Genomic DNA, 24,155 nt, shown 5'->3' on the forward strand with positions numbered 1-24,155 from the left:
TGGTGATAAAACACGAATCGTCACCAGGTTAAACAGTCGACAGTGCATCTCCCTCTTCTTGGGCGACCGTTTTCCGTCTCCTCTAGTTTAAACAATCATATATTAATTATTAGCAAGATCGATTTGCGCACTTGGAGGCATGCTCAACTTACTGATACTATCCCCTTTTACAAAATCTCACTTATTGGTTGTCTAGGTAGACTGATTCATTTTGCCCTAGCCCGCCAAAACCGTAGCTCAAAAATATGCCAATTGAACCACCACTTAATTCGTATTCTACCATCGATATTCCCTTCAACCTGCGTTACACCTGCTGGTTTTGTGGTGAGCCCTCTTCTGATTGCCTAAATTTCCCTAGCAACGCGCGATCTCGTCAATATGTAACCCACCCTTTACTGGCAATACCAGCGTGCAGTGAATGTCATTCTATTCGCTATCCTAACCATTTAACCTCAATTTGGGCATTACGTGCTCATATCAAACAAGCGCTTATCTCGAAGTACACTAAGCATTTGGGGATTGGGGAAAACTGGACGGAACAAGAGCTCATTGATAGCGATTTCTCAGGGGCGATATTAGGTGGTTTTGGCCGAAGTGCCTGGGAAATGTATAACATCGCCAAACAGCGGGTCTCTTTCCAAGGGTGGCCAGTCTGCGTTGACGAACTTCCAATCGATTGTGATGACGATACAAGCTATTTCGAGTTTAATGGCACTCACTATTCCTCTCTCAGTGCATGCATCGACTATTTCGTGGAAGCGACAGGAATCGACAAAGAGCTGATCACTGAACTTGTTCAAATACTGACGCCTGAACGATTTGACTACGCGCTCCAAATAGCCAAGTTAAATAGACGCCCTTCCCATTCTCAACGCACCCAGATCATTGATGAGATTTACCAGCAGGAAGCAGAAAAACACGAAGTGGAGACTTTAGAGCATCAAGAGCAAGACTCAATGGAAGAGGTTTCTGTGTCAGGCACCATCGCTCCTACGTTTGCGATAAGATGGGCCATTGAAAACGGTATAGATAACCTTTCTGATTTGTGTGAACAAGAAGACGCGTTCTTTGATGATTTTGAGCATTTAGGCGGTGTCACGGCGTTTGCATCGTACAATGGGTTGCAGTTATACCTAAAAGCCCGCGAAGACTCTGAATGGATTGCCAACAATGATCCTAATCAGCACCACTGGGATAGATAAGAGAACTCACTAAAGCTTCTAAACTAAAGCTTCAAAACTAAAGCTTCTAAAATAAGCTTCTAAACCAAATTGCTTAAAAAGTGCCTAAACAAAGCCAATCCAGTCGGAGCATGTTGTTTGGCCCACTAACTCTTACAACAACTCCCACAACAACTCCCACAACGACTCCCACAACAACTCTCACATTAACTCCCACAACAACTCTCACATTAACTCCCACAATGAAAAAGGTAAATATCCCTATTTTGTGTGGGTTTTTGTCTTAGCGATGCTTGGTTATACTTCGCGTGATTTTAATATGCCTAAAAGGCACGCACTGGATTTACGTTCCAGCTCGCAGAAGGAAAAACCATGTCTCACTATGTTGTATGCGCACTCTATAAGTTTGTCACGCTAGACGATTACCAAGAAATTCGCCAACCGCTCACCGAACTCCTTGAAGCCAATAAAATTAGAGGTACCTTGTTACTAGCAAGTGAAGGAATCAATGGCACAGTTGCGGGTAAACGTGAATCCATCAATACATTACTTGAATGGTTCAAGCAAGATACTCGCTTAGCCGATGTTGTTTACAAAGAATCGTTTAACGAAGAGCAGCCTTTCAACCGCACAAAAGTAAAGCTGAAAAAAGAAATCGTCACCATGGGCATTGAAGGTATCGACCCTCTTAATGTGGTGGGTACGTACGTTAAACCGAGCGATTGGAATGCGCTTATTTCCGACCCTGATGTGTTACTCGTGGATACGCGTAACGACTACGAAGTCGACATTGGTACATTCAAAAATGCAGTAAACCCAAACACTGAAACATTCCGTGAATTCCCACAGTACGTTGCCGACAATTTGGACCCGGCTAAACACAAAAAAGTGGCCATGTTCTGTACCGGTGGAATTCGCTGCGAAAAATCAACCGCTTACATGAAAGAGCAAGGATTTGAAGAGGTTTACCACCTGGAAGGCGGCATTCTCAAGTATTTGGAAGATGTACCAGAAGAAGAAAGCCTATGGGAAGGTGACTGCTACGTGTTCGACGGACGTGTAGCCGTTAATCATCAGCTAGAAAAAAGTGGTTACGATGTTTGTAACGCTTGTCGCTTACCCATCACTAATGAAGACAAAGAATCGGTGCATTTCGAAAAAGGCGTGAGCTGCCCTAAGTGCGTTGACAAACACAGTGATGAGCAAAAAGCACGCTTCCGTGAACGTGAAAAGCAAGTTCAATTATCTAACTTACGTGGCGAAACCCATGTTGGCGGAGAAGCTGCCCATTTGATTGAACAACGTAAAAAAGCAAAGCTGGCGTTAAAAGAACAGCAGCGCTCAGGGAAGAAAATACAGTAGAAGAAAACCACAGGGTGTAGTGGTTGCAAGGTTTGTGAAGACTCGCGTGTTAAGGTAAGGCTTTTGAGCACAAGGCTTGTAACGAAAAAAGGCTTACCCGAAAAAAGTGGTCTAGATTTTATCTAGACCACTTTTTTATCTTAAAAACGTTACCTTAAAGGCTTTACGTAAAAGTTTGACATCAAAGGCTTCACATCAAAAGCTAAGGCGTACTATTCACCACCGCCTGATAACGGCCAGGCTTATGATTCATCGCTAAAATCAAGTTCGTCGCAATAGCCCCTACGATTGAAAGCAATATCAGTTCCACATTCACAATAAACAGCGACATCACCACAATCGAGCAATCAAGCCCCATTTGAACCTTACCCGCTCGAATACCAAAACGCTCTTGCAAGTAGAGCGCGAGGATATTGAAACCACCTAAGCTCATTTTATGTCGGAAAATGACGAGCATGCCCATTCCAATCAGTCCACCGCCCAGCAGAGCAGCGTACAACGGCTGAATATGAGCGATTTGAATCACATGGTACAAGTGATCAACAGCAAACGAGACAATACTCACCGCAACAAATGTATTAATAGAAAAACGCCAGCCCATTCGCGTCACCGACAAAATATAAAACGGCAGATTGAGAACGAAAAAAACTTGGCCAAAAGAGTAATCCGAGATCTTGGTGATAAAAATAGACAGCCCAGCCGTGCCACCTGTCAATAGACCGACCTGATTAAAAAATATCACCCCGAGTGACACAAGCGCACTGCCCAGAATCAACGCTAAGAGATTCTCGCGAAGAGAATGTTCATTATCCATGTTTGAATGTCCTTATTAATATCACTGAAATTACTCACTTCGCCAGTTCAGTCATAAGCTCTGGCTTTTAAGGACGCTAAGATCGCTTCAATTGCACAAAATGTCGATAAGGACTAATAAATTCGATGTGAAGCGGGTGTTAAAAAATCTATACAGCTCTATCCTTTTTTTGTGAAAAATCGCCTTTCTGTCGTTTAGAACCGCTCGTAAACTGTAATACCTCGTAAACTGTAATACCTCGTGTACTGCAATAACTTGAGTACTACAATAAACAGTTAGTCGACTGCCTTTGCGTCATCCAGTGATGAAGAGCTTCATCTAACTTCTGCAAGCCTATTGGTTTAGTCAGAACCTCTACGCAGCCAGCGGCCATCATTTCTAATCTGGTTTCTTCAAATACATCCGCTGTACAACCGAATACCACAGGTTCTTTATCCAGCTTCAGATTTTTAATCAACGTGGTCGATTCGATGCCATCCATGACCGGCATGTGGTTGTCCATAAAGATACAATCAAAGTGACCTGCCTGGGTTTTCTCAACCGCTATCTGACCATTTTCCGCGGTATCGTATTCAAATCCTCGTAACTCAAGCAACTTAGAGAGCAAGATGGTATTAACTCTATTGTCTTCAACAATGAGCACCGTTAAACCACTGCCTGTGAACATAGGGGTCTCGGCCATGTAGACATGCCCTTGGCTCTGCACCAGCGTAACCGGTAAGTCGACACTAAACCGACTGCCTATACCTAATTCACTGTCAACATGGATATGGCCTCCCATCTCGTGGACAATTTCTTTACATATCGCTAGCCCAAGGCCTGTGCCGCCAAAGTTGCGAGTGCTATTACTGTCCGCTTGAACAAAAGCTTCAAACACGTCACCCAGTTTGTCTTTTGCAATACCAATACCCGTATCCGTTACTGCAATCGACAAGGTTTTATTGTTTACCCCATTATCGACAATCTTCAGCTCGAATTTGATGTCTCCTTTTAACGTGAATTTATACGCATTCCCCAGCAAGTTTTGCAATATCTGAACAATGCGCTTTTCATCACTGCAAACCATGATCTCATCACTATGGCTAGGCGTCTGTTGAACGAAGTTCAACCCTTTCTCGCGACAAAGAGGTTCATACATATGGATAACTTTATCCACTGCACTCATCAATGAAAAGTTGTGGGACGATATATCGAGTTTTCCCGCTTCAATTTTGGAGTAATCAAGAATATCGTTAAGGACGGAGATCATGTGTGAGCCAGACTGTAAAAGAGTATCAACATGTCCTTGTTGAGTAACCGACAGCTGGGTCGATTTTAACAACTCGCCCATTCCTAACACACCATTCATTGGCGTTCGTAACTCGTGGCTCATGGCCGCTAAAAATTGAGACTTAGCGATATTCGCCGCTTCCGCTTCCAACACTTTTTGTCTAAGTGACGTTTCTAAATTAACCCGTTGTGTTACGTCTCTTTCAACCCCCATAAAGCTTTCTAACTCTCCTGCTTTGTTGTAAAGAGGTGTTAAGGCGACTTCAACCCAGTACAATTTTCCTTGCTTGGTGTAATTAATAACTTCGAAAAAAGCAGACTCGCGATTCTGGATCGCCTTTCGAATCTTCAGGGTCGTTTCTCTGTCGGTGCCTTCACCTTGCAGCAACTCTCCTGGTCGTCTTCCAACTGCCTCTTCAAACCCATAACCTGTCATTTTCTCAAACGCATTATTCACCCAAGTGATCTTGGTCTCTGTGTCCGTGAAAATAACAGCATCTCGCATATGCTTCGCCACCCTAGCGAGGAGCGCCGATTCTTCTTCTTTACGTTTCAATGCTTCTGAATAAACGATCAATTCTTGCTCAGAACGATACAACTGCTGATAAGGGGAAACCAGAACTCGGCGACCAAGAAGAAACAACGCAGAAAACGCTACCGTGGTGGCGACCAACAAACCGACAAGCAAACTGTTAAACAGTGACTGTTGTGCATGGATAAAAAGTGAAGGAGACAAAGCGAAAGAGACAGAGAGCGCTTTTTCTGGGATCTCAGAAGTTTGGACTTCCCAACCTGCGGGAGCGATCATTTTCCAACCTAACCGAGCTTGGGTTATGCCAACCCAATAGCTACCATCATCACTCAGCCCTAAATTCAGCCTGTTTTCATCGACGGTTGAAATATAAACACCTAACCCCTCAGCAAGCCCATTATAAAGAATAGGCGCAGATATCATTATGTAGCGAACGCTATTTTTCTTGAAAAAAGAATAGGATACAGAAGTCAGTAAACTTTCATCACTCACGCCAGATTGAATATAATTGACCACATTTTCCGGTAATATCGATTCGCTATAGATTTCATTACCGATGAAATCATAGACACTAAAATAACTGCTTACCTCTGTGACTTTGAGTTTAGCGATTTGATCTTCAAACGCTATTTTATCCGCCACACCTTGTAATGTGGAAGCTCGAACGAGCGGGTGCTCCACCATTTTTATTAGGGTCTGTTGATGGGAATTGAGGAACTCCTTGGTGTAATTCTCAATCGTAGAGAATCGCCCCGCGTTACTTTCATCTACAATTAAGCGTGCGGTATCTTCTGCCTGCTTCTGGACAAAAAACAAACTTACTATTGAAAACACGCAAGCACCCAACAAGATAAAAGCCGAAAAGAGGTGCATACCATTTTTCTTGTCGAACCCAAACGTGTTTTTATCCACTCTATTCTTTTTACGCTCAATCATAGGCGTCTCGTTTTACTCCAACATTCCATTGCAACATCATTACGGCGTGTTGTTCTTTCGCGGTTAAATTTTGTTCGAAAAATCAACATACCCAAGTCAGTGAATTATTTTCACCGCATTATTTTCATCGTATTTAGCCATGCACAAATCATCAGGCCCTAACGCCTCATGCGCATCGAGGTCTTGCGAGCTAAAGACTCTAAACGGTTGGTGGTATTGTTTAATCAAACCTTGGATGGGGGCTGTCAATGACTCCAGCGATGCCTTTAGCTTCCTTTGATTCAATTTAGCATCGTGGGTTAAACCCGTATTGTCTGCCGCATGAAGGAAAATCTTCGCCAAATCATAACTGTGCACGAAGCCTGCAGGCGCAGCGATATTGCGTGTGGCATAATCGTCGGGATACAAAGCCTGAGCTCGTTTGAAGACATCTTGCTGAAAATCGTTATTCTGTTGGCTATAAAAATTGAAACAAGATTGAATGAAATGCAGTTGAGCATTGTCTCTGATTTCAAGGGATACTTTTTGCGCGAAATCTCCTCCGGTAATTCCCCAATGGCTATAAACCGGCATGTGCAATTTAAGGTCACTCACCCCCTGAACAATCAACCGACCTTCCCTAGAGTTACTGACTAATAATAAACAATCGGCATTCGCGTCGATGGATTCTCGAATTTTGATTCTTGCGTCAATATCAGAAATCCCCCAATTAAACCAAGTGACTTGCACTTTGGCTTTCAGTTCTTCAGGCAATGCTGATTTCATGGCTTCATAATTTGATTTTCCCCATGCTGTATTCTCTAGCATAAGTTGAGGTTGCTGACATTGATTGGCTAACGCATGTTTCACCAAAATACGGCCAACCTTTGAGTCATCAACCGATAGGCGAAAAACAAAATTGTTTTCAGAAGATGGATAGCGAGTAATTGGCGCACCGGCAGCCCAAGGAACGAGCGTTAACATCTGCGATTCATTGATAAACTGACGATATTTAATCAATGGCGGTGAATGTATTCCTGAGATATACACTAACCCATTAGGGTCTTTTGAAAAGCGTTCCATATTTTTTAGACTACGAAGCGAATTCCCACGATGATCTAACACGACAAACTCTACCGGAACACCACCAATTTGATCGCCAACTTCCGAAAACGCGACACGAACCCCCTGTTCAATTGATCGCGCTGATTCAATATGCCCTGTTCTATCGGCATCTAAATAGACTCGAAATACGTTGGGTTCGGCAGCAAATAGAGCGGAACAATATACAGTGAGTAAAACCAGCAACCATTTAGTCATAATAACCATTCCATTTCTTATTCATTACCTATCATCAAGGGGAGAGGGTAAATGAAAATAGTCGAGCGTTAGCATTCAGGATCTTTAAGCTCTTCTTTTATATTTAAAAACTGCGCTTTATTATGTAAAAACAACTCTACCAGTTTTGGATCAAAAAACAGCCCTGATTCGGATTCAATGTAGTCAAATACTTTTTCAATTGACCAAGCGTCTTTGTAAACACGCTTTGAACACAATGCATCAAAAATGTCCGCCAGCGCACAAATCCTTCCATAAATAGGGATGTTTTCGCCACTTAAACCGTTAGGGTAGCCATTGCCATCCCAGCGTTCATGATGCGTACCCGCTATGATTGCACCCGCATCCAATAGCTCTAGTTCAGAACCCTGTAGCATCTGCTGACCAATTTCAGCATGAGTTTGCATGATCGCCCATTCTTCTGCATTTAACTTAGCGGGTTTATTTAAAACGCGGTCTGGAGTGCCCACTTTACCAATATCGTGCAGTGGCGACGCAAATAAAATGGTTTCGCATTGCTCTTCATTCAAACCATACAGCTGTGCCAACAATTCACAATAACGGGCAACTCGTTTAACGTGATAACCGGTTTCATTCGAACGGCTTTCTACCACTTCGGTTAATCGATAAATCACCTCTCTTTGAGAGTTTTTCATTTGCTCATTCAGGTCAATATTTTTCAATCCCACCACTAAGTTCTCGGTAAACACTTCCAGTAAATGACGATCGAGTTGCCCCAACTCTCGTCCCGTGGCGATATAAAAAGCCACCGCATGATTGTCACTTTTACAGTAAATAAGAATTTCTTCACCATCAAAAACCGAACCATTATTTTGTCGGGACTTAGCGACTAGACACTGAAACGGTAGCTCTTCTAAACACGTGTATTTATCCTGCGTGTTTTGAAACAGACCCGTCCCACAAATGACATCTACCTTACTTTTTCCATCTTGATTTTGAGTACCAGAAACTTGGGCCTTGGTCATTGGTGTTAAGTCAATCAGCATGGTGTCGTTGACATTAATAAGCGTAATAATTTGATCGAGCGCAGCTTTTGAAAACGCGACAAAACCCAATTTATCCATCACATTTTTGGTCGCAATGACCACTTGCTCCATCCCCATCTTGCTTTGCTCAAGAATCATAATGTGTTGATAGGCTCGCAAAGCGGTAAGTGTTGTGGTGTAGAGTTTCTGCGCTGTCAATTCCGTTTTGGCTTTGTAATCATTAATGTCATAGTCTTTAATCACTGATTGCTCTGGCGATTGACCTGGTTGGCCTGTTCGCAACACGATTCGAACATTGAGATCACCGTGCTCATCTCGAATCCATTTTGCTAACTCTAACCCAGCGTGATCCGTTTCCATAACCACATCAAGCAGCACCATTGCTATGTCATGATTGGTTAGAAAAGCGCTTTCTCCTTCTTTGGCGGAATACGCACTAATAAAGTTCAGCGGTCTATTTTCAAATTCAAAGGATCGCAATGCCATCTTGGTGACGCGATGAATCTCTTCATCATCATCGACAATCAGTACGTTCCAGGGTTTTTGAGGCACTTTATCCTGCGCTTCTTCTTCATCGGCAAAAAAATCATCATTAAACAGATCATCGCTCATTGATTTACCTCGATTGGCAGAATGATATTAAATTGAAGGCCCGACGGCTTTACGTGGCTGACTTCCACTTGGCCATTTTGTTGCTTGATAATATTGTAGACAATATTCAGGCCAAGCCCGGTACCACCTTCCTCTCTTTTGGTGGTAAAAAAAGGGTCAAACAATTGAGTGAGTATCGTGTCGTCTACCCCGCTACCTGTATCAAAATAGCAAATGTGTATGTGTCCGTTTTCACGTTTAGCGGTAATTTCAATGCTGCCTTTATTGCCTTTATCAAAACCATGAATAAGCGAGTTATTGACGAGGTTCGTCATGATTTGATTCAGTTTCCCTGAACATGTTCTAAACACCAGATCACTATCAACATTATTCACAAAAGTGACGGGCTTATTTTTGAGTTTATGATGAAAACTGTTTTTGATGTGGGTCACCGTCTCTTTCAAATTCACATCAAATATGGAATCAATAGTTTGTTCTACCGCGATTTGCTTGAAGCTCTTAATTAAGTCGCTGGCCCTCATCAAGTTATCTTGAATGATTTCTCCGCTTTCTAACGCGCCCTCTAAAAAGTCTTCCAGCTGCGACTTTTTCATCGTCTTATTGTCATACCGTTCGATAATGGATTTGGTTTCCAATAATAAGTGTGATGCTGCGGTGACCCCTATGCCAATCGGTGTATTGACTTCATGAGTCACGCCAGCCACCAACGCCCCTAAGGAAGCCAGTTTCTCTAACTCTATAAGTTCTTTTTGTGCTTTCTCCAGAAGTCGTGCTTGCTCATTGAACGTCAAGTTTTCTTTGTTGCGAATGGGTTGGATACTCTGCCCATTTGAAGGTGTGGGTGTGACTATGTTTAAGCGGTAAAAATAAAGACCGTCGATGCAGGTGACTTCCGCTAGATTCATAGAAAAACCGCTGAAGTCGGGGGAGTTTAATTGCTCAGGAGTGAGGTTTGAAAGAAACCTCAGGATATCTAAAGCACCTTGATCTAAAGTGCCTTGATCTAAAGCGCCTGGCGAAAGTGTCTTCAATAGCCCTTTGCTTTGGCATACATAATTTTGTTCAGGATGATAAAGCACCAGCAACTCTGACGAGCCAGAGCAATACTGTTCAGCCCAATTTGAAACGCTCATAAGCACCTACACGTTTTGTTTACTATTTAATTTAGTTCAAGCAGACACTTATTTCTAATTAATGAGTAATTTGTTGCTTAACTTTTTCCTACGCTATTTCTAATCACCTTCTTTCTGTGATTGGTATAAGCCTCATTTTGTAAGTCATGACCGAATTAGAAGTATAAAAAAACGCCGAAGATAATAGTCTTCGGCGTTTTTGATTTGAACTTAGCGCTTTTAAATATAGGGTTTGAAACGTAGAACCGCTATTTCTTTAGGCTTGCAGGCTTGTTTTTGTTCACAATCATCTTGCGCAATCTTGCTCGCTTTTCTGCTGAGCCTTGATTGGAGTCAGATGGGTTGTTTGTTCTTGTTTTGCGATTTTTAAACGCCGGTTTGGAGTGCATTTTTTCCAACAGCGCATCACGATTCTTTGGCTCATAACCTGCTTGCTCTACTCGATAAATCGTATGACCTATCAACGACTCAACTTGCTGCAGTGTCAACTCTTCTTCACGGCTTACAAAGGAAATGGCATGCCCTTTTTGACCAGCACGACCGGTGCGGCCAATGCGATGAACGTAATCTTCTGCCAAAAATGGCATGTCGAAGTTCACTACGTGAGGCAAGTCTTTAATATCTAGGCCACGCGCTGCAACGTCCGTTGCAATCATCACGCGAGCTTTGCCTTCTTTAAATTCTTCCAGGGCTCTTCTACGGGCACTTTGTGCCTTATCGCCATGGCATAACACGGCTTTAATGCCATCGAGTTTTAACTCTTTTAACAGCATATTGGCAGTTTCTTTGTAGTTAACAAATACCAAGACTTGTTTCCAGTTTTTACGACCAATCAGCTCTGAGAGCATTTCACGTTTTCGCTCTTGATCAACTGGGTAAACAACATGTGCAATGGTCTCTGCTGTCACATTTTCTCTGGCGACAGAAATGCGTTTTGGCTGGCGCAAAATTTCGCCTGCCAATTTATTCATTTGTGGCGAGAACGTCGCTGAAAAGAGCATAGTTTGAGGCTTAGTTGAGATTCCGCCCATAATGGTTTCAATAGAGGAGATGAAGCCCATATCGAGCATGCGATCCGCTTCATCAAACACCAAGAACTCTAAGTTCACCAATGAGACGTTGTTATCATCTAAATGCTCAATTAATCGACCCGGTGTGGCAACTAATACATCAACACCTTGCTGGAGGCTTTTTACTTGCGATGACATTTTCGCCCCGCCGTATATCGCAGCAACAGAAAGATCGGTGTACTTAATGTAGTCTTCAATGTTTTGCGCAATTTGAGCAACCAATTCTCGTGTTGGCGCAAGAATAAGGGCTCTCGCTTGATGGCGATTCTTTGCTTTGGGCTTATCAAGCAATTGCTGAATGATAGGCAAAGAAAAAGCGGCGGTTTTACCCGTTCCCGTTTGGGCGTTCGCTAGAATATCGTGACCACGACGAGCATGGGGAATGGCTTGCTTTTGTACCGGTGTTAGTTTTTCGTAGCCGCACTCCGACAGTGCTTTCACAATTTCTGGCGCAAAATTCTGAGATGAAAATGACATTGTTGTGTTCCTAAAATCTGACGGCTACGACCACAAACAGCATAACCAAAAATAAGGCCGAAGATTATAGAGCAATACCCGTTAGAACGGCACTATTTTTGTGACTTCGACCTCTCATTGGATAAATTTCGCTCAGCAAAGGAGCAAAATGAAAACCAATAGGCCCCCTATTCTCTCTATGGTAAGGTTGCGGCCAGAATTTCCATATCGTTTATTGGGTACTGTGAATGCCATTTTCTCGCCTAACTTTGAGTTCGACTCTTATTCATGCTCTTCCTAGCTCGTTTCGTGCACCGACTGACATTCAATCACAGGCGATTCCTATCGCTTTAAAAGGGGGCGACTTACTTGCCATCGCTCAGACAGGAAGTGGCAAAACACTGGCTTACGGCCTGCCCATTATAGAAAAAGTACTTGAGATAAATGCTCACAACGCATTGTTACCAAGCGCTATTATTGTCGTGCCTACCCGTGAACTGGCGGCTCAAGTGACCACAGAGCTACAACTGATTGCCACCAACATTGCGCAATTGGATCAAACCCAGAGCGTTAAGATTGTCTCAGTGTGTGGGGGCATCGAAAAAGAAATTCAAATAGAGCAACTGCAACCGTCACCACACATCATCGTCGCCACACCCGGGCGCTTATTGGATTTGATTCAAAGTCGTCACCTCGATGTAAGTGGTATTCATAGCGTCGTGTTTGACGAAGCGGATCGTTTGCTCGATATGGGGTTTTGGTCAGATATTCAAGCCATTAGCAATGCCCTGCCTAACAATCGACAAACGATGATGTTTTCAGCCACACTGCCCGATGAGCTCAAAGAGCGCCTTAATACTCAGTTAAAACAGCCTTCTTATGTCCAGGTAACGTTGGCCAACCAGGTCGCTGACAATATAGAAGAAAGGCTTTTCTTGGTGAACAAAGGCAGTAAAGCCAAGGCACTTATTCAACAGATACACAGTGAAGGTTGGCAACAAGTTTTGGTGTTTATTGGAGCAAAAGACAATGCCGATGCGCTGACAAAAAAACTCACGAAAGCGGGTATTGATTGTGCTGCACTGCATGGTAATAAAACTCAACAAGAACGTGAATACACACTTGAGCAATTCAAAAACAAATCCATACAAGTTCTCATTGCAACGGATCTTTTAGCCCGAGGAATTCACATTGATCATCTTCCTGTCGTCATAAACTTCGAACTCCCTTCCGATCCGATGGCGTATGTTCATCGCGTTGGGCGAACCGCAAGAGCAGGACAACAAGGGCTGGCGGTCTCATTGGTGTGCCATGGAGAGGCTGACTATTTGCACGCCATTCGCCAATGCACTCACCGCCCACTTATCACGCAAACCCTGGCTGATTTTCCAGTCACTGATAAGCCATCGTCAAGCGGGAGTAAGCGAGCCCCAAGAGATAAGAAAGCGAACCGCAGAACCAACAACAAAAAAAGCATCAAACAGTTTCAGCAGCGCTCGTCAAAACTTAGAAGTCGTGACGGGCAATAGCGCACCTACAGGAACTCAAAAAACTAATGCATACATAACCTTGTATTAAACAAGGTTAAAGGCGCTTCTTTATCCCAGTTCAGGCACATCTCCAAAAACCGTTCTATACTCAAAGACGTTGGTTACTTAAGGTTAGTTACTCAGTTATAAGGGGCCTGCTAACGTAAAGCTGAGCCCTAATAAACTGAGTTTATTACACATTAACTCGCTAGATTTATCTGGAGATTGGATGCCAAAGGAAAACAGTGCTCACGATGAGTTATTGACTATTATCGACGACACACAAGGCGATATTGAAGAGGTTGATCACTCTCATTACTGGCGAATATTGGTGGTTGACGATGACGAGGATGTCCATGTTGCTACTAACCTTACATTAAACAGCTTAGTGATCGAGGATCGAACGCTAGAATTATTGCACGCCTACTCAGCCGCCGAAGCCGAGGCATTGCTCAAAGTAGAAGAAGACATCAGTGTCGTGTTATTGGATGTGGTTATGGAGTCTGAGCACTCTGGATTAGATCTGGTCGATACCATCCGCAATGATTTGATGCTAGATGACGTTCGTATCGTCCTGCGTACTGGACAACCCGGTTATGCACCAGAGATGGAAACCATCAAAAAGTACGACATCAATGATTACCGAACCAAATCTGACTTAACTCGCATTCGCCTTTTTACTATTTTGACCAGCGCCATACGTGCTTACAAGCAAATTAGGCAGCACAAAGTCATGCGACAGGGGTTAGAAAATGTCGTCAGTGCCAGTACGAAAATGGCAAATATCCATGGCATGAGGCTGTTTGCTGAGGGTGCCGTTAAGCAAATTAGTGCATTAATACAAATAGAACCCGACGGATTAATCTGCGCTCAAGACGGTTCCCATGACAATTCCGACAATATTCATGTTATTGCCGCTTCAGGTCGATACAGTAACCTGGTTCAGGCTCCGTTAGACAGTTTGAAATCGCCTAAAATAAAGCAATTGCTCACACACTGCTTACAACAAAAAAAGAACCTAGTCGATGATGGGCTCACCCTTTACTTCTCTACCGACAGAGGGCGAGGAATCGCCGCCTACGTCGATATTGATCGTCCATTAAACAGCGTCGACCAACATTTACTCGAAGTATTTTGTGCCAACCTCTCTGTCGGTTTTGATAATGTCTTTCTCTACAACAAACTTGAAGAGCAGGCCTATACAGACCCTTTACTCAAGGTACCCAATCTTAATTACCTACTTAAATATCTGTGCAGCCCAATCGATCATTCTGAAGCCTCTCTATTGGCCTTGATTGATCTCGATGATTTTTCAGCCATCAACGACAGTTTCGGTCATCAATTTGGCGACTCGGTGCTCAAAGAAGTCATTAATCGGTTAACAAGCCGCTTTCCTCAATGTTTTCTGGCTCGAGTAAGCAGTGATGTCTTTGCGCTTATTGGCCTTGAATCGGAAGTGAACTCATCTCTTATCATTGACACATTCGAAAGTGAATTCATCGTCAACGAACAACCTTTTAAACTCAGTGCCAGTGTTGGTTTGGTCAAACTTGCAGAGCGCACCACAGAGCTAACCGACTTATTCAAAGATGCGCAGGTCGCGCTCAAGCAAGCGAAAGTCCATAAACGTGGCGGAGCAATGACTTTCTCGCAAGACATGGGGCAATGTGCTCGGGAAAGAATACAGCTATTGACCCAGCTGAGATTGGCGCTGACCAAAAATGCGCTCTTTCTTATGTATCAGCCGAAGTATCACCTTGAAACCAAAGCGATAACGGGCATGGAAGCATTGCTGCGTTGGCGAACGGACAGTGGTGATCTCATACCACCGGATCAGTTCATACCACTCGCGGAACAATCGGGAATGATGCTGACCATCGGTGCTTTTGTCATGCAGCGATCGTGTGAGCAATTAAGGCAGTTGAATCAGGCTGGTTTTGAAGACATCAGCATGGCTATTAATATTTCACCCTCTCAACTTGAAGACTCGGGGTTCATTTCTTCGCTTCAATACTCTCTAGAAAGTACTGGGATTTCACCACAGCAATTGGAATTAGAAATCACTGAAACCGTCGCGGCGAATGATTTTGATTACATTTGCAACGTGCTGACTGAGGTAAGAAAGCTCGGCTGCAAAGTCGCAATAGACGATTTTGGAACAGGCTTTTCTTCACTCAGCGTTCTGCACAAATTGCCAGCAACACGATTAAAAATCGATAGAGCATTTGTTGATGCGATGGACGAAGACGACAGCATTGCCAAAATGATCGTGAATCTTGGACAAACATTAGGCCTTGAAGTCACCGCTGAAGGTATTGAAACCGATGAGCAATTTGAAAAGCTCAAATCCTTTGGTTGTGAAGAAGGTCAAGGCTGGTTATTTGCCAAGGCGATGGTTCTAGAAGAACTCATTTCAGAGCTTAAACAAAGTAAAGCCTAACACGACCTGACATCGACAATATTCTTGTCAATAAGCAGCTTTCATATCAATAAGCTGGAAGCAGGGCGCGTACCCAAAAACAGGAGTATTACGTGAGCAATTCATCTAATCACACTGACAAAACCTCTAGCGCAAGGGTCAGCTCCAGAGTCCTGATACAACGCTATCGCTCTATGATTTATGGCGGTCTACTGCTGATTATAGGCCTAACATTGGGTAATGCGCTTTATCTCAGTCAACAGATAAAGCAACAGATTCTAAATGAAGAGAACCACCAGGGCGTCCAAACATTACAAGCGCTATCTCAAACTATTTCTGTGTCACTCGATCACATTGATCATATGCGATATTCCGTTGAAACGGCGCGTGAACACCCCGACTTGATGCCGAGCCAAGCATCGTTGACCTACCTAGAACAACAAGCCAATAAATCCCCTGATGCCGCCCCATGGGACTCTCTACCCGCTGAATTGAAAAAAGTAGTGGGGCAGGTTTTTGTCGCTTCTGATGCTGGCGATATTTCTTTCGACAAACGCACGTTACTCACCATGATGCCTACGGTGGTTGCCACCCACCAGCAACACAAAGAATTTCAGTGGACTTACTATTATGACGCCCATAAAAAATTGTCTCAGCTTTTTCCAGGGGTGAGTTTTAAGGATCTCCTCGCTGCTACGGGCACCGCAAACATGGATGAAGCGCTCAACGTTATTTATGAAGCAGGCGGGACTTTTCCGTTGCAACTGGTTAGCCCTGATAAAAACCTCGAACGAAACAAGGTATGGACGCCACCTTACATGGATGCGGGGGGTAAAGGAATGATGATTTCTTTGCTCGCCCCAGTCTATCAGGCCGACACCTTTATTGGCGCAGTCGGCACCGACATTACCTTAAAAGTGCTGGACACAATACTTAATGGCCATCCATCTAAAATCGGCCGGTTTGTTGTGCTTGATGCGACAGGCACGGTTGTCGCAGATAGCCAAGGCGCTTTAAAAGACAAAACGGACGCGGTTTCTCAAAGAGAAGTACTTTCTTTGGTCAACATAGGAGAGGCTCATCAAATCCCGGCGGAACAAATTCAAAACGTGGATGGCGGTTATTGGATTTCTTACTCGCTTGAGCATACGCCTTGGAATCTCGTGCTAGAGATACCGGACGCCAATATCAATGGCTATATTCTCAAAGCCATTTTACCTTACCTTATCATGGGGATGTTGTTTGCAGCCCTACTGCTATTTGTTGTGTTATATCAGCACTGGAACTTTAGTCAGCCCGCTTTGAGACTGGCCCAATTTGTAGAAGAAATTCCTGAGACCAAAGATATTTCAATTCCAAACATTCCTAGCCGATGGAGACATTGGTTTGAAAGTGTCGCCCGAACAGAAACAGACCGTAGGCTGCATCTATCGACCATTGAACAACAGACACAGCTCCTAGAGCAACGAGTCAATGAACGCACCATTGAACTACAAGAAGCCCTCAAGACTTTAAAATCGACACAAGATGAACTCATTCATTCAGAGAAATTGGCTGGCCTTGGGTCTCTGGTCGCAGGGATAGCCCATGAATTGAACACCCCCATAGGTAATGCGCTGTTGGTCGCCAGCTCTATCAAAGATTTTAATAACGATTTTATCGAATCAACCAAAGAAGGATTAAGAAAATCGGTATTGGATCAGTATCTATCTCAAAGTGCTGAATCCGCAAGCAGCATTGAACATAATCTACGGCGAGCCGCGGAACTGATTACCAGCTTTAAGCAAGTCGCCATTGACCAAACCAGTGATCAACGTCGTAAGTTCAATTTGGCTGAAATACTCCATGAGTTGCGTATTACAATGACACCAACGTTATCACGCGAGCAAATACAGTTAGAGGAACAGCTGTCTGACTCCATCGTAATGGACAACTATCCTGGGCCTTTAACTCAAGTTATGATGAATCTGTTATCTAACGCTATCACTCATGCTTTTGATAATCAGACAACAAAACTTGTCACCATCACCTGTTCTCTCGTTGATGAGCACTTTGCAATGATTGAACTGATTGATAACGGACAAGGCATTGAACCAGAGCACTTACCCAAGATTTTTGACCCTTTCTTTACCACCCGCCTCGGGGCTGGGGGATCGGGATTGGGACTTAATATTTCCTACAACATTGTGACAGGGTTACTCGGCGGTGAACTCACGGTAACGAGTGTTAAGGGAGAAGGAACCAAATTCACGCTTAGAATTCCTTTAATTGCGCCGCCTGAAAGTAAATAAGGGTTTGGGAAGATCCACCAAAGGTCGTGCGCCGATTAAAGGGCAGTAGAAGGTGGATTTATCCGATTTTGTTAGCATAGAATCGCCAATGACAAATTGAATTACGCTGCAATGGCTTTATTTGCTCTGCCCTAAACGATAAACTATCGCCAATTTGATTAAGTTGGATAAATCATGGCAAAGTTAACGCTACAAGAGCAAATGCTAAAAGCAGGCTTAGTAAACGAAAAGAAACTCAAAAAAGCCAAAAAAGGCGCTAAAAAATCACGAGTTCAAGCGCGTGAAGCAAAAGAAGCGGTTGAAGCCAATAAACTTGCACAGCAAGAGCGTGATAAAGAGCTGAATCAACAGCGCAAAGAGCAACAATTGAGTAAAGAACTAAAAGCTCAAGTGAAGCAGCTGATTGAAATGAACAAACTCGACCTGAAAGGCGACATCAAATACAACTTTACCGATGGCACACTGGTTAAGTCTCTTTATGTTGACTCTTTAGTTCGTGAGCAAATCATCAAAGGCATTCTCGCGATTGCTCGTTACAGTGAAAGCTACGCCGTGATCCCAGCAGGTGTTGCTGATAAAATTGCTCTGCGAGATCAAGAAACGATCATCGAAAACAACACCTCTGATGAAGAAACACTAGCAGAAGATGACCCATACGCAGATTTCGTCGTACCTGATGATTTAATGTGGTAGTGCCATTTACTCATTAATGAAAAAAGCCTAATGATCTTACTTCATCATTAGGCTTTTTCCATATAATACACATTGTCACTACCCAAGCCGATTTTAATACCAATCACAGTAAGAAAGTGATCAAAAATAGCTTAAAACAGTTCTACGTCTCCACCCGTATCCTCTCTCGGCGCTTCTTCGCTAGGGACCGTGAGCATATCTGCGTTCTCTATTTTTAATACCAAATCTTCTAATACACTTTGCATATTCGTCAGCTCTTTTTTTGCAAACGCCATTCTTTTTAGCCCTGATTCGAACAATGCTGACAACGCTTCTTCCTGCTCATAAGAGAGCCCCAAAAAGTGAAAACTACTATTGAGCTCTTGCTGTGACTCACTGAGGTTTTCCGCGGATATAGCATCAAAATCGTTGATTCGCATTGATACTTGCTGAGCAGTGTTAGCGATGTCTTTTACAATATCTAACATCATGTTTTGACGCCTGATATCTTGGTACTTTGCTTCTAGGCCTTCAATAACAAACGCATAGATATCTCGAATTTGCCCGACAAAACGTTCATCGCCTTCAGGGAGGTTTTTTATCAAAATTGCACAATTTTTGTCATTGAATATGAGACGATTGCCAAATTGGAAAACCCGACCTTTAGTATGTAAAAGGTCAAAGATATTGCGTTCGATCGGGTTCACTACACCACTGACATTATCAAAATAATGGTCCTGCTCATCTCGAACCACCATGGAAGCATGTAAACCTTGTGCACTCGCTGTTTGAAAAACCGTAAAGCTCAGTTGCTCAATATGCTGACAATAGGATAGGTTTCTAAAAAACTGGACAACCAGACCATGCTGGCTCGCTTCTTTCATAAACTCTGTCGATGCGGATTTCGCTTCATCATAGTCCGACAACAGCTGTCTTTTCTCTATCAGATACTTATCAATAACATGGAGCTTAGCCATCAACTCCTCATGGGCAAAAGGGCGAACTAGCACTTCAGTAGCACCCGCTTGATAGACTTTGAGTCGCTCCTGTATTGATGTGTTTTCAGTAATAAATACAACGGCAAAATCATCGTAATGATTTAGGCTTTTTAGGTTGTTATAAAACTCAATCGTGGATTCGTTATTTAGGTGTGTGTCTAGCAGCACGATATTGGGCTGATACGTTTCAATCAGATCTTGCGCTCGGTTAAAGTTAAAGGCGACCTCAACGCTATAGGTGCCTTTTAGCTGTTCAACCATCGTATTACAAAATTCCGTGTCTGATTCAATGATCAACAATTTTCGAGAATCAACCATTTCTCCTCCTATTCCAACTGAACTACTCAATATCTCTTTTATAAAGCGAGATTTATTTCATTCTTTGAGTGTAGCAGTTAGTTAGAAAAAGCTCGGGTTTACGGGATCAAAGAAGAAATTGACGAAATTTAACCGTCTTAGTGGGTACTCTCCTAGTAGTTACAGTCTGAGTGGCTACAGTTAAAGGTAAACTAGGGCGTGTTGATCTTTCGCGGTTAAATTTTGTTCGAGATAAAATCGTTTCAGGCTCGGCAAGAACTATGACGCCTAGTCAGAACTGGAAAAACTTATAGGATGAGTGCGTCTCATTAAATAGCACACAGTACTCCATCTGATGGTAAATCGTTGTTACAATGAGTTTACTGTCACTTACTTTAGGCTCAGCTATGACCAACAAAACGTATTTATTACTGCTGTCTTTACTTCTGTCTATTAGCACGTTTTCCTCATTGGCTTCAGAAAGAGCACACCAAGGTTGGGAGAAAATAAAACAAGGTTCTATGCTCATTGATGTTCGAACCCCAGAAGAGTATGAACAAGGCCACCTAGATAACGCTCAACTTCATCCTCTGCAAGACATAGAGTCATGGTCTGAGTCTATTGCTAAAGACACGCCAATTGTCTTGTACTGCCGAAGTGGTCGCCGCTCAGGGGCTGCATTAGAGCAATTGAAACAAAAAGGGTTCACCCATGTTCACAATGCTGGTGGGTACTCCGAAATGTTGCAAAGCTCACAATAGGTAATATCTTATTAGACAAACGACTCAGCCCACATCGCAGAAGCAACCACCTCCCCCCCTCCAGATATCCAATTAACCCCAGATAACCAATTAACCTCAAAGGGAATCTGGGGGTACGTTTCACTATAGTCGTTGGCGATCAATGCTTGGTGATACCGACCGCTACGATCACCAAGTTAAAGATGATTAGTTCACTCAAGCGGGTGAAGCTTATGGTAAAGGTTTAGAATCTCTACTAGGTTTAAAGAAGTTATCTGAACCTTTCATAATAATAAAATGAAGGTGATTCACTCGCCTCCATCCAACTCAAGCTAGGTACTGCCATGAAAACAATAACGTTCTTTAAATTATTCGATACCTCTGAGCTGTTTATTTTTTACTAACAGCATAACCAACACTGCGCGTTCACACAGCGGCGAGCTTGTTGCTTTATTTTACTCAGCAGAGGAACGCTAAATAATATCTATGTAACCTCCTATTCATTTGGTTAACCCAATTCTGCAATAAATGCTGATTAGCATGACTTGTAAATGGTTATCACAATTTTGAAAAATGAATTGAGGCGATATGAGAATCACTGTTGTTGGCTCGGGTTATGTCGGTCTATCGAATGCGGTACTACTGGCGAAAAAAAATCTCGTTACGTTGCTGGATATTGATGAGGAAAAAATAGAGAAAATTCAACATGGGATCAGTCCAATCGCAGATCCCGAAATAGAAGATCATCTCTCTAATCATTTTCTTTCTCTGTCTGCGACTACTGATATTTATCACGCTTACTGTGATGCTAACTATGTCATCGTCGCGACACCCACCAATTATGACGTCTCCACTAACGCCTTTGATACCAGTAGTGTCGAGTCTGTCATTCAGCAAGTCACCACCATTAACCCTTCAGCAACCATTGTCGTTAAATCCACCGTGCCCGTCGGATTTACCAAGCAAATATCCGATAAACTTGGTGTAGCGAGTGTTCTTTTTTCGCCAGAGTTTCTTCGCGAGGGTCGAGCCCTTCACGATAATCTTTACCCTTCACGCATTATTGTGGGTGAGCAAAGCCAGCGTGCCCATGCGTTCGCAGAATTAATGCAAGCCGCAGCGATGAAAAAAGACATCGACATCGTATTAACGAACTCTACTGAAGCGGAAGCCGTGAAACTGTTTTCTAACACTTATTTAGCCATGCGTGTTGCATTTTTTAATGAACTGGATTCTTACGCAGAAAGCCATGACCTGAATAGTCGACAGATTATTGATGGGGTCAGCTTGGACCCTAGAATTGGGGGGCACTACAACAACCCCTCTTTTGGTTACGGAGGCTACTGCTTACCCAAAGATACCAAGCAAATTCTCGCTAACTACCATGACGTGCCTAACAAACTGATTCAGGCGATTGTTGATGCGAATAGTACTCGAAAAGATTTTGTGACTAACGCCATTTTAAAACGCCAGCCAAAAACCGTTGGTATCTATCGCTTAATTATGAAAGCCGACTCAGATAATTTTAGAGCTTCTTCGATAAAAGGAATCATGAGACGTTTGGTTAAAAAAGGAATAGAAGTCATTGTCTATGAACCGCTTCTAGACCAAGAAGATATATATAACTGCTCCGTTGAACCTAGCCTGGCATGCTTTAAAGACCGAGCTGATATCATCGTTACCAACCGTATGGCTGATGAACTGAACGACGTAAGTGATATTGTTTATTCTCGTGATATCTTCGGCAACGACGAATAGCTTGCTATATCAGTCGCTAAGCCAAAGTTTCACTTAGCTGCCTGAATTGCCGAGGAGGGAGGATTAAACTAGTGCCTTTCTGATCATAGACTCTAATGCTTGAGGTTTGGTTGTTGGCGCAAAACGTTTGATGGGTTGCCCATCCTTTCCAATAAGAAACTTGGTGAAATTCCATTTTATTCGATCACCGAACAGACCCGGTAATTGCTTTTTTAGATAACCAAATACTGGGTGCGTGTTGTCACCGTTCACTTCAATTTTTTCACTAATAATGAAATCGACACCGTAGTTAATCAGGCATCCTCCTTCAATCTCAGTTGCGCTGCCTGGTTCTTGCTGACCGAATTGATTGCATGGACAGCCTAGAATTACTAATCCTTTCGCTGAATACTGCATATGCAACTGTTGTAGCCCTTCGTATTGCGGCGTTAAACCACACTGACTTGCCGTATTCACAACAAGAACAACCTTTCCCTCAAGTTCGTTCATTTTGATTTCAGTGCCTTGCAAGGTATTGATCGACAGTTGATAAAAATCACTCATGTGGCATTCCTTTGTATCGAGTTTTCGAGAAGCATCAATATATCGTGCTCATTTTCATCATGCAATAAACACCCAGCAGGTATGGTGTTGATAAACGGCAACATAAACCTTCAATATGGCCCATTTACAACGTATATCTTACCCAATCCTCCATCATGTTCAGAGTATCTTTCAGAAAAAGGAAACAAGATATTTAGATAAAATAAACGTTGAATCACATTAACTTGAAAATTATTATCATACTTTATTTTGATAACAATTTGTTATAAAGGGTAGCCACCATGCTTAATCCAACCTGGTTGAAAACTTTCCGAACTCTGATTGACGTCGGTCACTTTACTCAAACCGCAGAAACACTCCACATGACTCAGCCAGGTGTCAGCCAACATATCAAAAAGCTTGAGTCAGCATGTAAACACTCGTTAATTAAGCGAGAAGGAAAAAGCTTTGAGCTGACAGAACAAGGAAGAATGGTGTATCAATACGCACTCACATTGGCCAATAATGAGGCGATGCTGGTTGAAAGCCTGAGCTTTGATAATCCATTTTCAGGTCAATGTAAGATTGCATGTTCGGGTTCGCTGGCGTTACGTCTATACCCCGAACTCATCACGTTGCAGCAGACGCACTCCGACTTGAGTATTCACCTTGAAGCCGCACCAAATCACAAGATCTTGAATGATTTACAAACGGGCGTGATCGACCTAGGCATCGTTACTCACATTCCAACAGGGAGCCTTTTCCAGAGTAAAACCATTGGTAACGAGACCTTATGTCTGGTCTTACCTCGGTCATTCGACAATGAAAGAATAACCGCAGAAAAACTGATCGAATGTGGACTCATCAGCCACCCTGATGCTAATCACTACTTATCACTTTACTTTGATTTATGCGGCGATAAAGAGCTAGAAAATATGAATCTGGATGACATTCCACATTCTGGTCATATAAACCAACTTAGCCAGATTCTCCTTCCGGTAGCTAAAGGGATTGGATTTACGGTTATTCCTCAAGGCGCAATCGACAGTTTTCAAGAAAAAGAACAGCTGCATATTGTTTCGACCCAGTCCCCAGTCAATGAAACGTTATACATGGTACAAAAACGTCACAGAAACCTGCCCGCACGTTATGACACGATCGCCGACTTACTTGATCAAACGCTTTCATCAAACACTTTCAGTAAACCGAGATAGAGGATCTTAAAGAAAAGGCAGGGGAT

17 protein-coding genes are annotated in these 24,155 nt (G+C 43.0%); 9 read left to right on the forward strand and 8 right to left on the reverse strand.

Translation table 11 applies throughout. The features are described from left to right. Positions 1 to 245 precede the first annotated feature (245 nt). On the forward strand, positions 246 to 1,202 hold the full coding sequence (locus A1QO_RS03260) for a hypothetical protein (RefSeq protein WP_017040860.1): 957 nt from the start codon (positions 246 to 248) through the stop codon (positions 1,200 to 1,202). Between the two features lie 351 nt (positions 1,203 to 1,553). Then, a complete protein-coding gene (locus tag A1QO_RS03265) occupies positions 1,554 to 2,543 on the forward strand; it encodes a rhodanese-related sulfurtransferase (RefSeq protein ID WP_017041062.1) in 990 nt (329 codons plus the stop codon). A gap of 202 nt (positions 2,544 to 2,745) precedes the next feature. Here A1QO_RS03265 and A1QO_RS03270 read toward each other — a convergent pair whose 3' ends face one another. From A1QO_RS03270 to A1QO_RS03295, 6 genes are all read right to left on the reverse strand, one after another. Continuing rightward, complete coding sequence (locus A1QO_RS03270) at positions 2,746 to 3,357, reverse strand: YitT family protein (protein WP_017034559.1); 612 nt, start codon at positions 3,355 to 3,357, stop codon at positions 2,746 to 2,748. 262 nt (positions 3,358 to 3,619) lie between these two features. Next, positions 3,620 to 6,094 carry a hybrid sensor histidine kinase/response regulator gene (locus A1QO_RS03275; RefSeq protein ID WP_017041063.1) on the reverse strand — a complete coding sequence of 825 codons (2,475 nt, stop codon included), beginning with the start codon at positions 6,092 to 6,094 and terminating at the stop codon, positions 3,620 to 3,622. A gap of 96 nt (positions 6,095 to 6,190) precedes the next feature. After that, the gene (locus tag A1QO_RS03280) at positions 6,191 to 7,393 is read right to left on the reverse strand and encodes an ABC transporter substrate-binding protein (protein WP_017041064.1); all 1,203 of its coding nucleotides are present in this window, start codon (positions 7,391 to 7,393) and stop codon (positions 6,191 to 6,193) included. A 68-nt stretch (positions 7,394 to 7,461) separates the two neighbouring features. After that, on the reverse strand, positions 7,462 to 9,030 hold the full coding sequence (locus tag A1QO_RS03285; RefSeq protein ID WP_017041065.1) for a response regulator: 1,569 nt from the start codon (positions 9,028 to 9,030) through the stop codon (positions 7,462 to 7,464). Further along, positions 9,027 to 10,163, reverse strand: coding sequence for a sensor histidine kinase (locus tag A1QO_RS03290; RefSeq protein ID WP_017041066.1), 1,137 nt, complete (start codon positions 10,161 to 10,163; stop codon positions 9,027 to 9,029). Before A1QO_RS03290 ends, A1QO_RS03285 begins: the two co-directional genes overlap by 4 nt. Positions 10,164 to 10,411: 248 nt before the next feature. Beyond that, entirely contained in the window at positions 10,412 to 11,710 is a 1,299-nt protein-coding gene (locus A1QO_RS03295) for a DEAD/DEAH box helicase (protein WP_017038445.1), read from the reverse strand. A 227-nt stretch (positions 11,711 to 11,937) separates the two neighbouring features. Here A1QO_RS03295 and A1QO_RS03300 point away from each other — a divergent pair, with 227 nt between their 5' ends. The 4 genes from A1QO_RS03300 to A1QO_RS03315 all read left to right on the forward strand — a co-directional run bounded on the left by A1QO_RS03300 (position 11,938) and on the right by A1QO_RS03315 (position 18,621). Continuing rightward, positions 11,938 to 13,218, forward strand: coding sequence for a DEAD/DEAH box helicase (locus A1QO_RS03300; protein ID WP_017041067.1), 1,281 nt, complete (start codon positions 11,938 to 11,940; stop codon positions 13,216 to 13,218). Between the two features lie 229 nt (positions 13,219 to 13,447). Continuing rightward, positions 13,448 to 15,658, forward strand: a complete 2,211-nt coding sequence (locus A1QO_RS03305; protein ID WP_017039684.1) for a GGDEF/EAL domain-containing response regulator — start codon at positions 13,448 to 13,450, stop codon at positions 15,656 to 15,658. 92 nt (positions 15,659 to 15,750) lie between these two features. After that, positions 15,751 to 17,928, forward strand: a complete 2,178-nt coding sequence (locus tag A1QO_RS03310; protein ID WP_241790390.1) for an ATP-binding protein — start codon at positions 15,751 to 15,753, stop codon at positions 17,926 to 17,928. A gap of 174 nt (positions 17,929 to 18,102) precedes the next feature. Continuing rightward, positions 18,103 to 18,621 carry a DUF2058 domain-containing protein gene (locus A1QO_RS03315; RefSeq protein ID WP_017034569.1) on the forward strand — a complete coding sequence of 173 codons (519 nt, stop codon included), beginning with the start codon at positions 18,103 to 18,105 and terminating at the stop codon, positions 18,619 to 18,621. A 131-nt stretch (positions 18,622 to 18,752) separates the two neighbouring features. Here A1QO_RS03315 and A1QO_RS03320 read toward each other — a convergent pair whose 3' ends face one another. Continuing rightward, positions 18,753 to 19,916, reverse strand: coding sequence for a response regulator (locus tag A1QO_RS03320; RefSeq protein ID WP_017038449.1), 1,164 nt, complete (start codon positions 19,914 to 19,916; stop codon positions 18,753 to 18,755). A gap of 386 nt (positions 19,917 to 20,302) precedes the next feature. On the opposite strand from A1QO_RS03320, the gene A1QO_RS03325 reads away from it, so the two are divergent. Then, on the forward strand, positions 20,303 to 20,656 hold the full coding sequence (locus A1QO_RS03325) for a rhodanese-like domain-containing protein (RefSeq protein WP_017034579.1): 354 nt from the start codon (positions 20,303 to 20,305) through the stop codon (positions 20,654 to 20,656). Between the two features lie 567 nt (positions 20,657 to 21,223). Continuing rightward, complete coding sequence (locus tag A1QO_RS03330; protein ID WP_017038451.1) at positions 21,224 to 22,393, forward strand: nucleotide sugar dehydrogenase; 1,170 nt, start codon at positions 21,224 to 21,226, stop codon at positions 22,391 to 22,393. 63 nt (positions 22,394 to 22,456) lie between these two features. On the opposite strand, the gene A1QO_RS03335 is transcribed toward A1QO_RS03330, so the two are convergent. Next, on the reverse strand, positions 22,457 to 22,936 hold the full coding sequence (locus A1QO_RS03335; RefSeq protein ID WP_017039682.1) for a glutathione peroxidase: 480 nt from the start codon (positions 22,934 to 22,936) through the stop codon (positions 22,457 to 22,459). Positions 22,937 to 23,217: 281 nt separating this feature from the next. On the opposite strand from A1QO_RS03335, the gene A1QO_RS03340 reads away from it, so the two are divergent. Further along, complete coding sequence (locus tag A1QO_RS03340) at positions 23,218 to 24,129, forward strand: LysR family transcriptional regulator (RefSeq protein WP_017039681.1); 912 nt, start codon at positions 23,218 to 23,220, stop codon at positions 24,127 to 24,129. The last annotated feature ends 26 nt before the right edge of the window (positions 24,130 to 24,155 follow it).

It is taken from the genome of Vibrio genomosp. F10 str. ZF-129 (genome assembly GCF_000287055.2).
Lineage (GTDB): Bacteria > Pseudomonadota > Gammaproteobacteria > Enterobacterales > Vibrionaceae > Vibrio.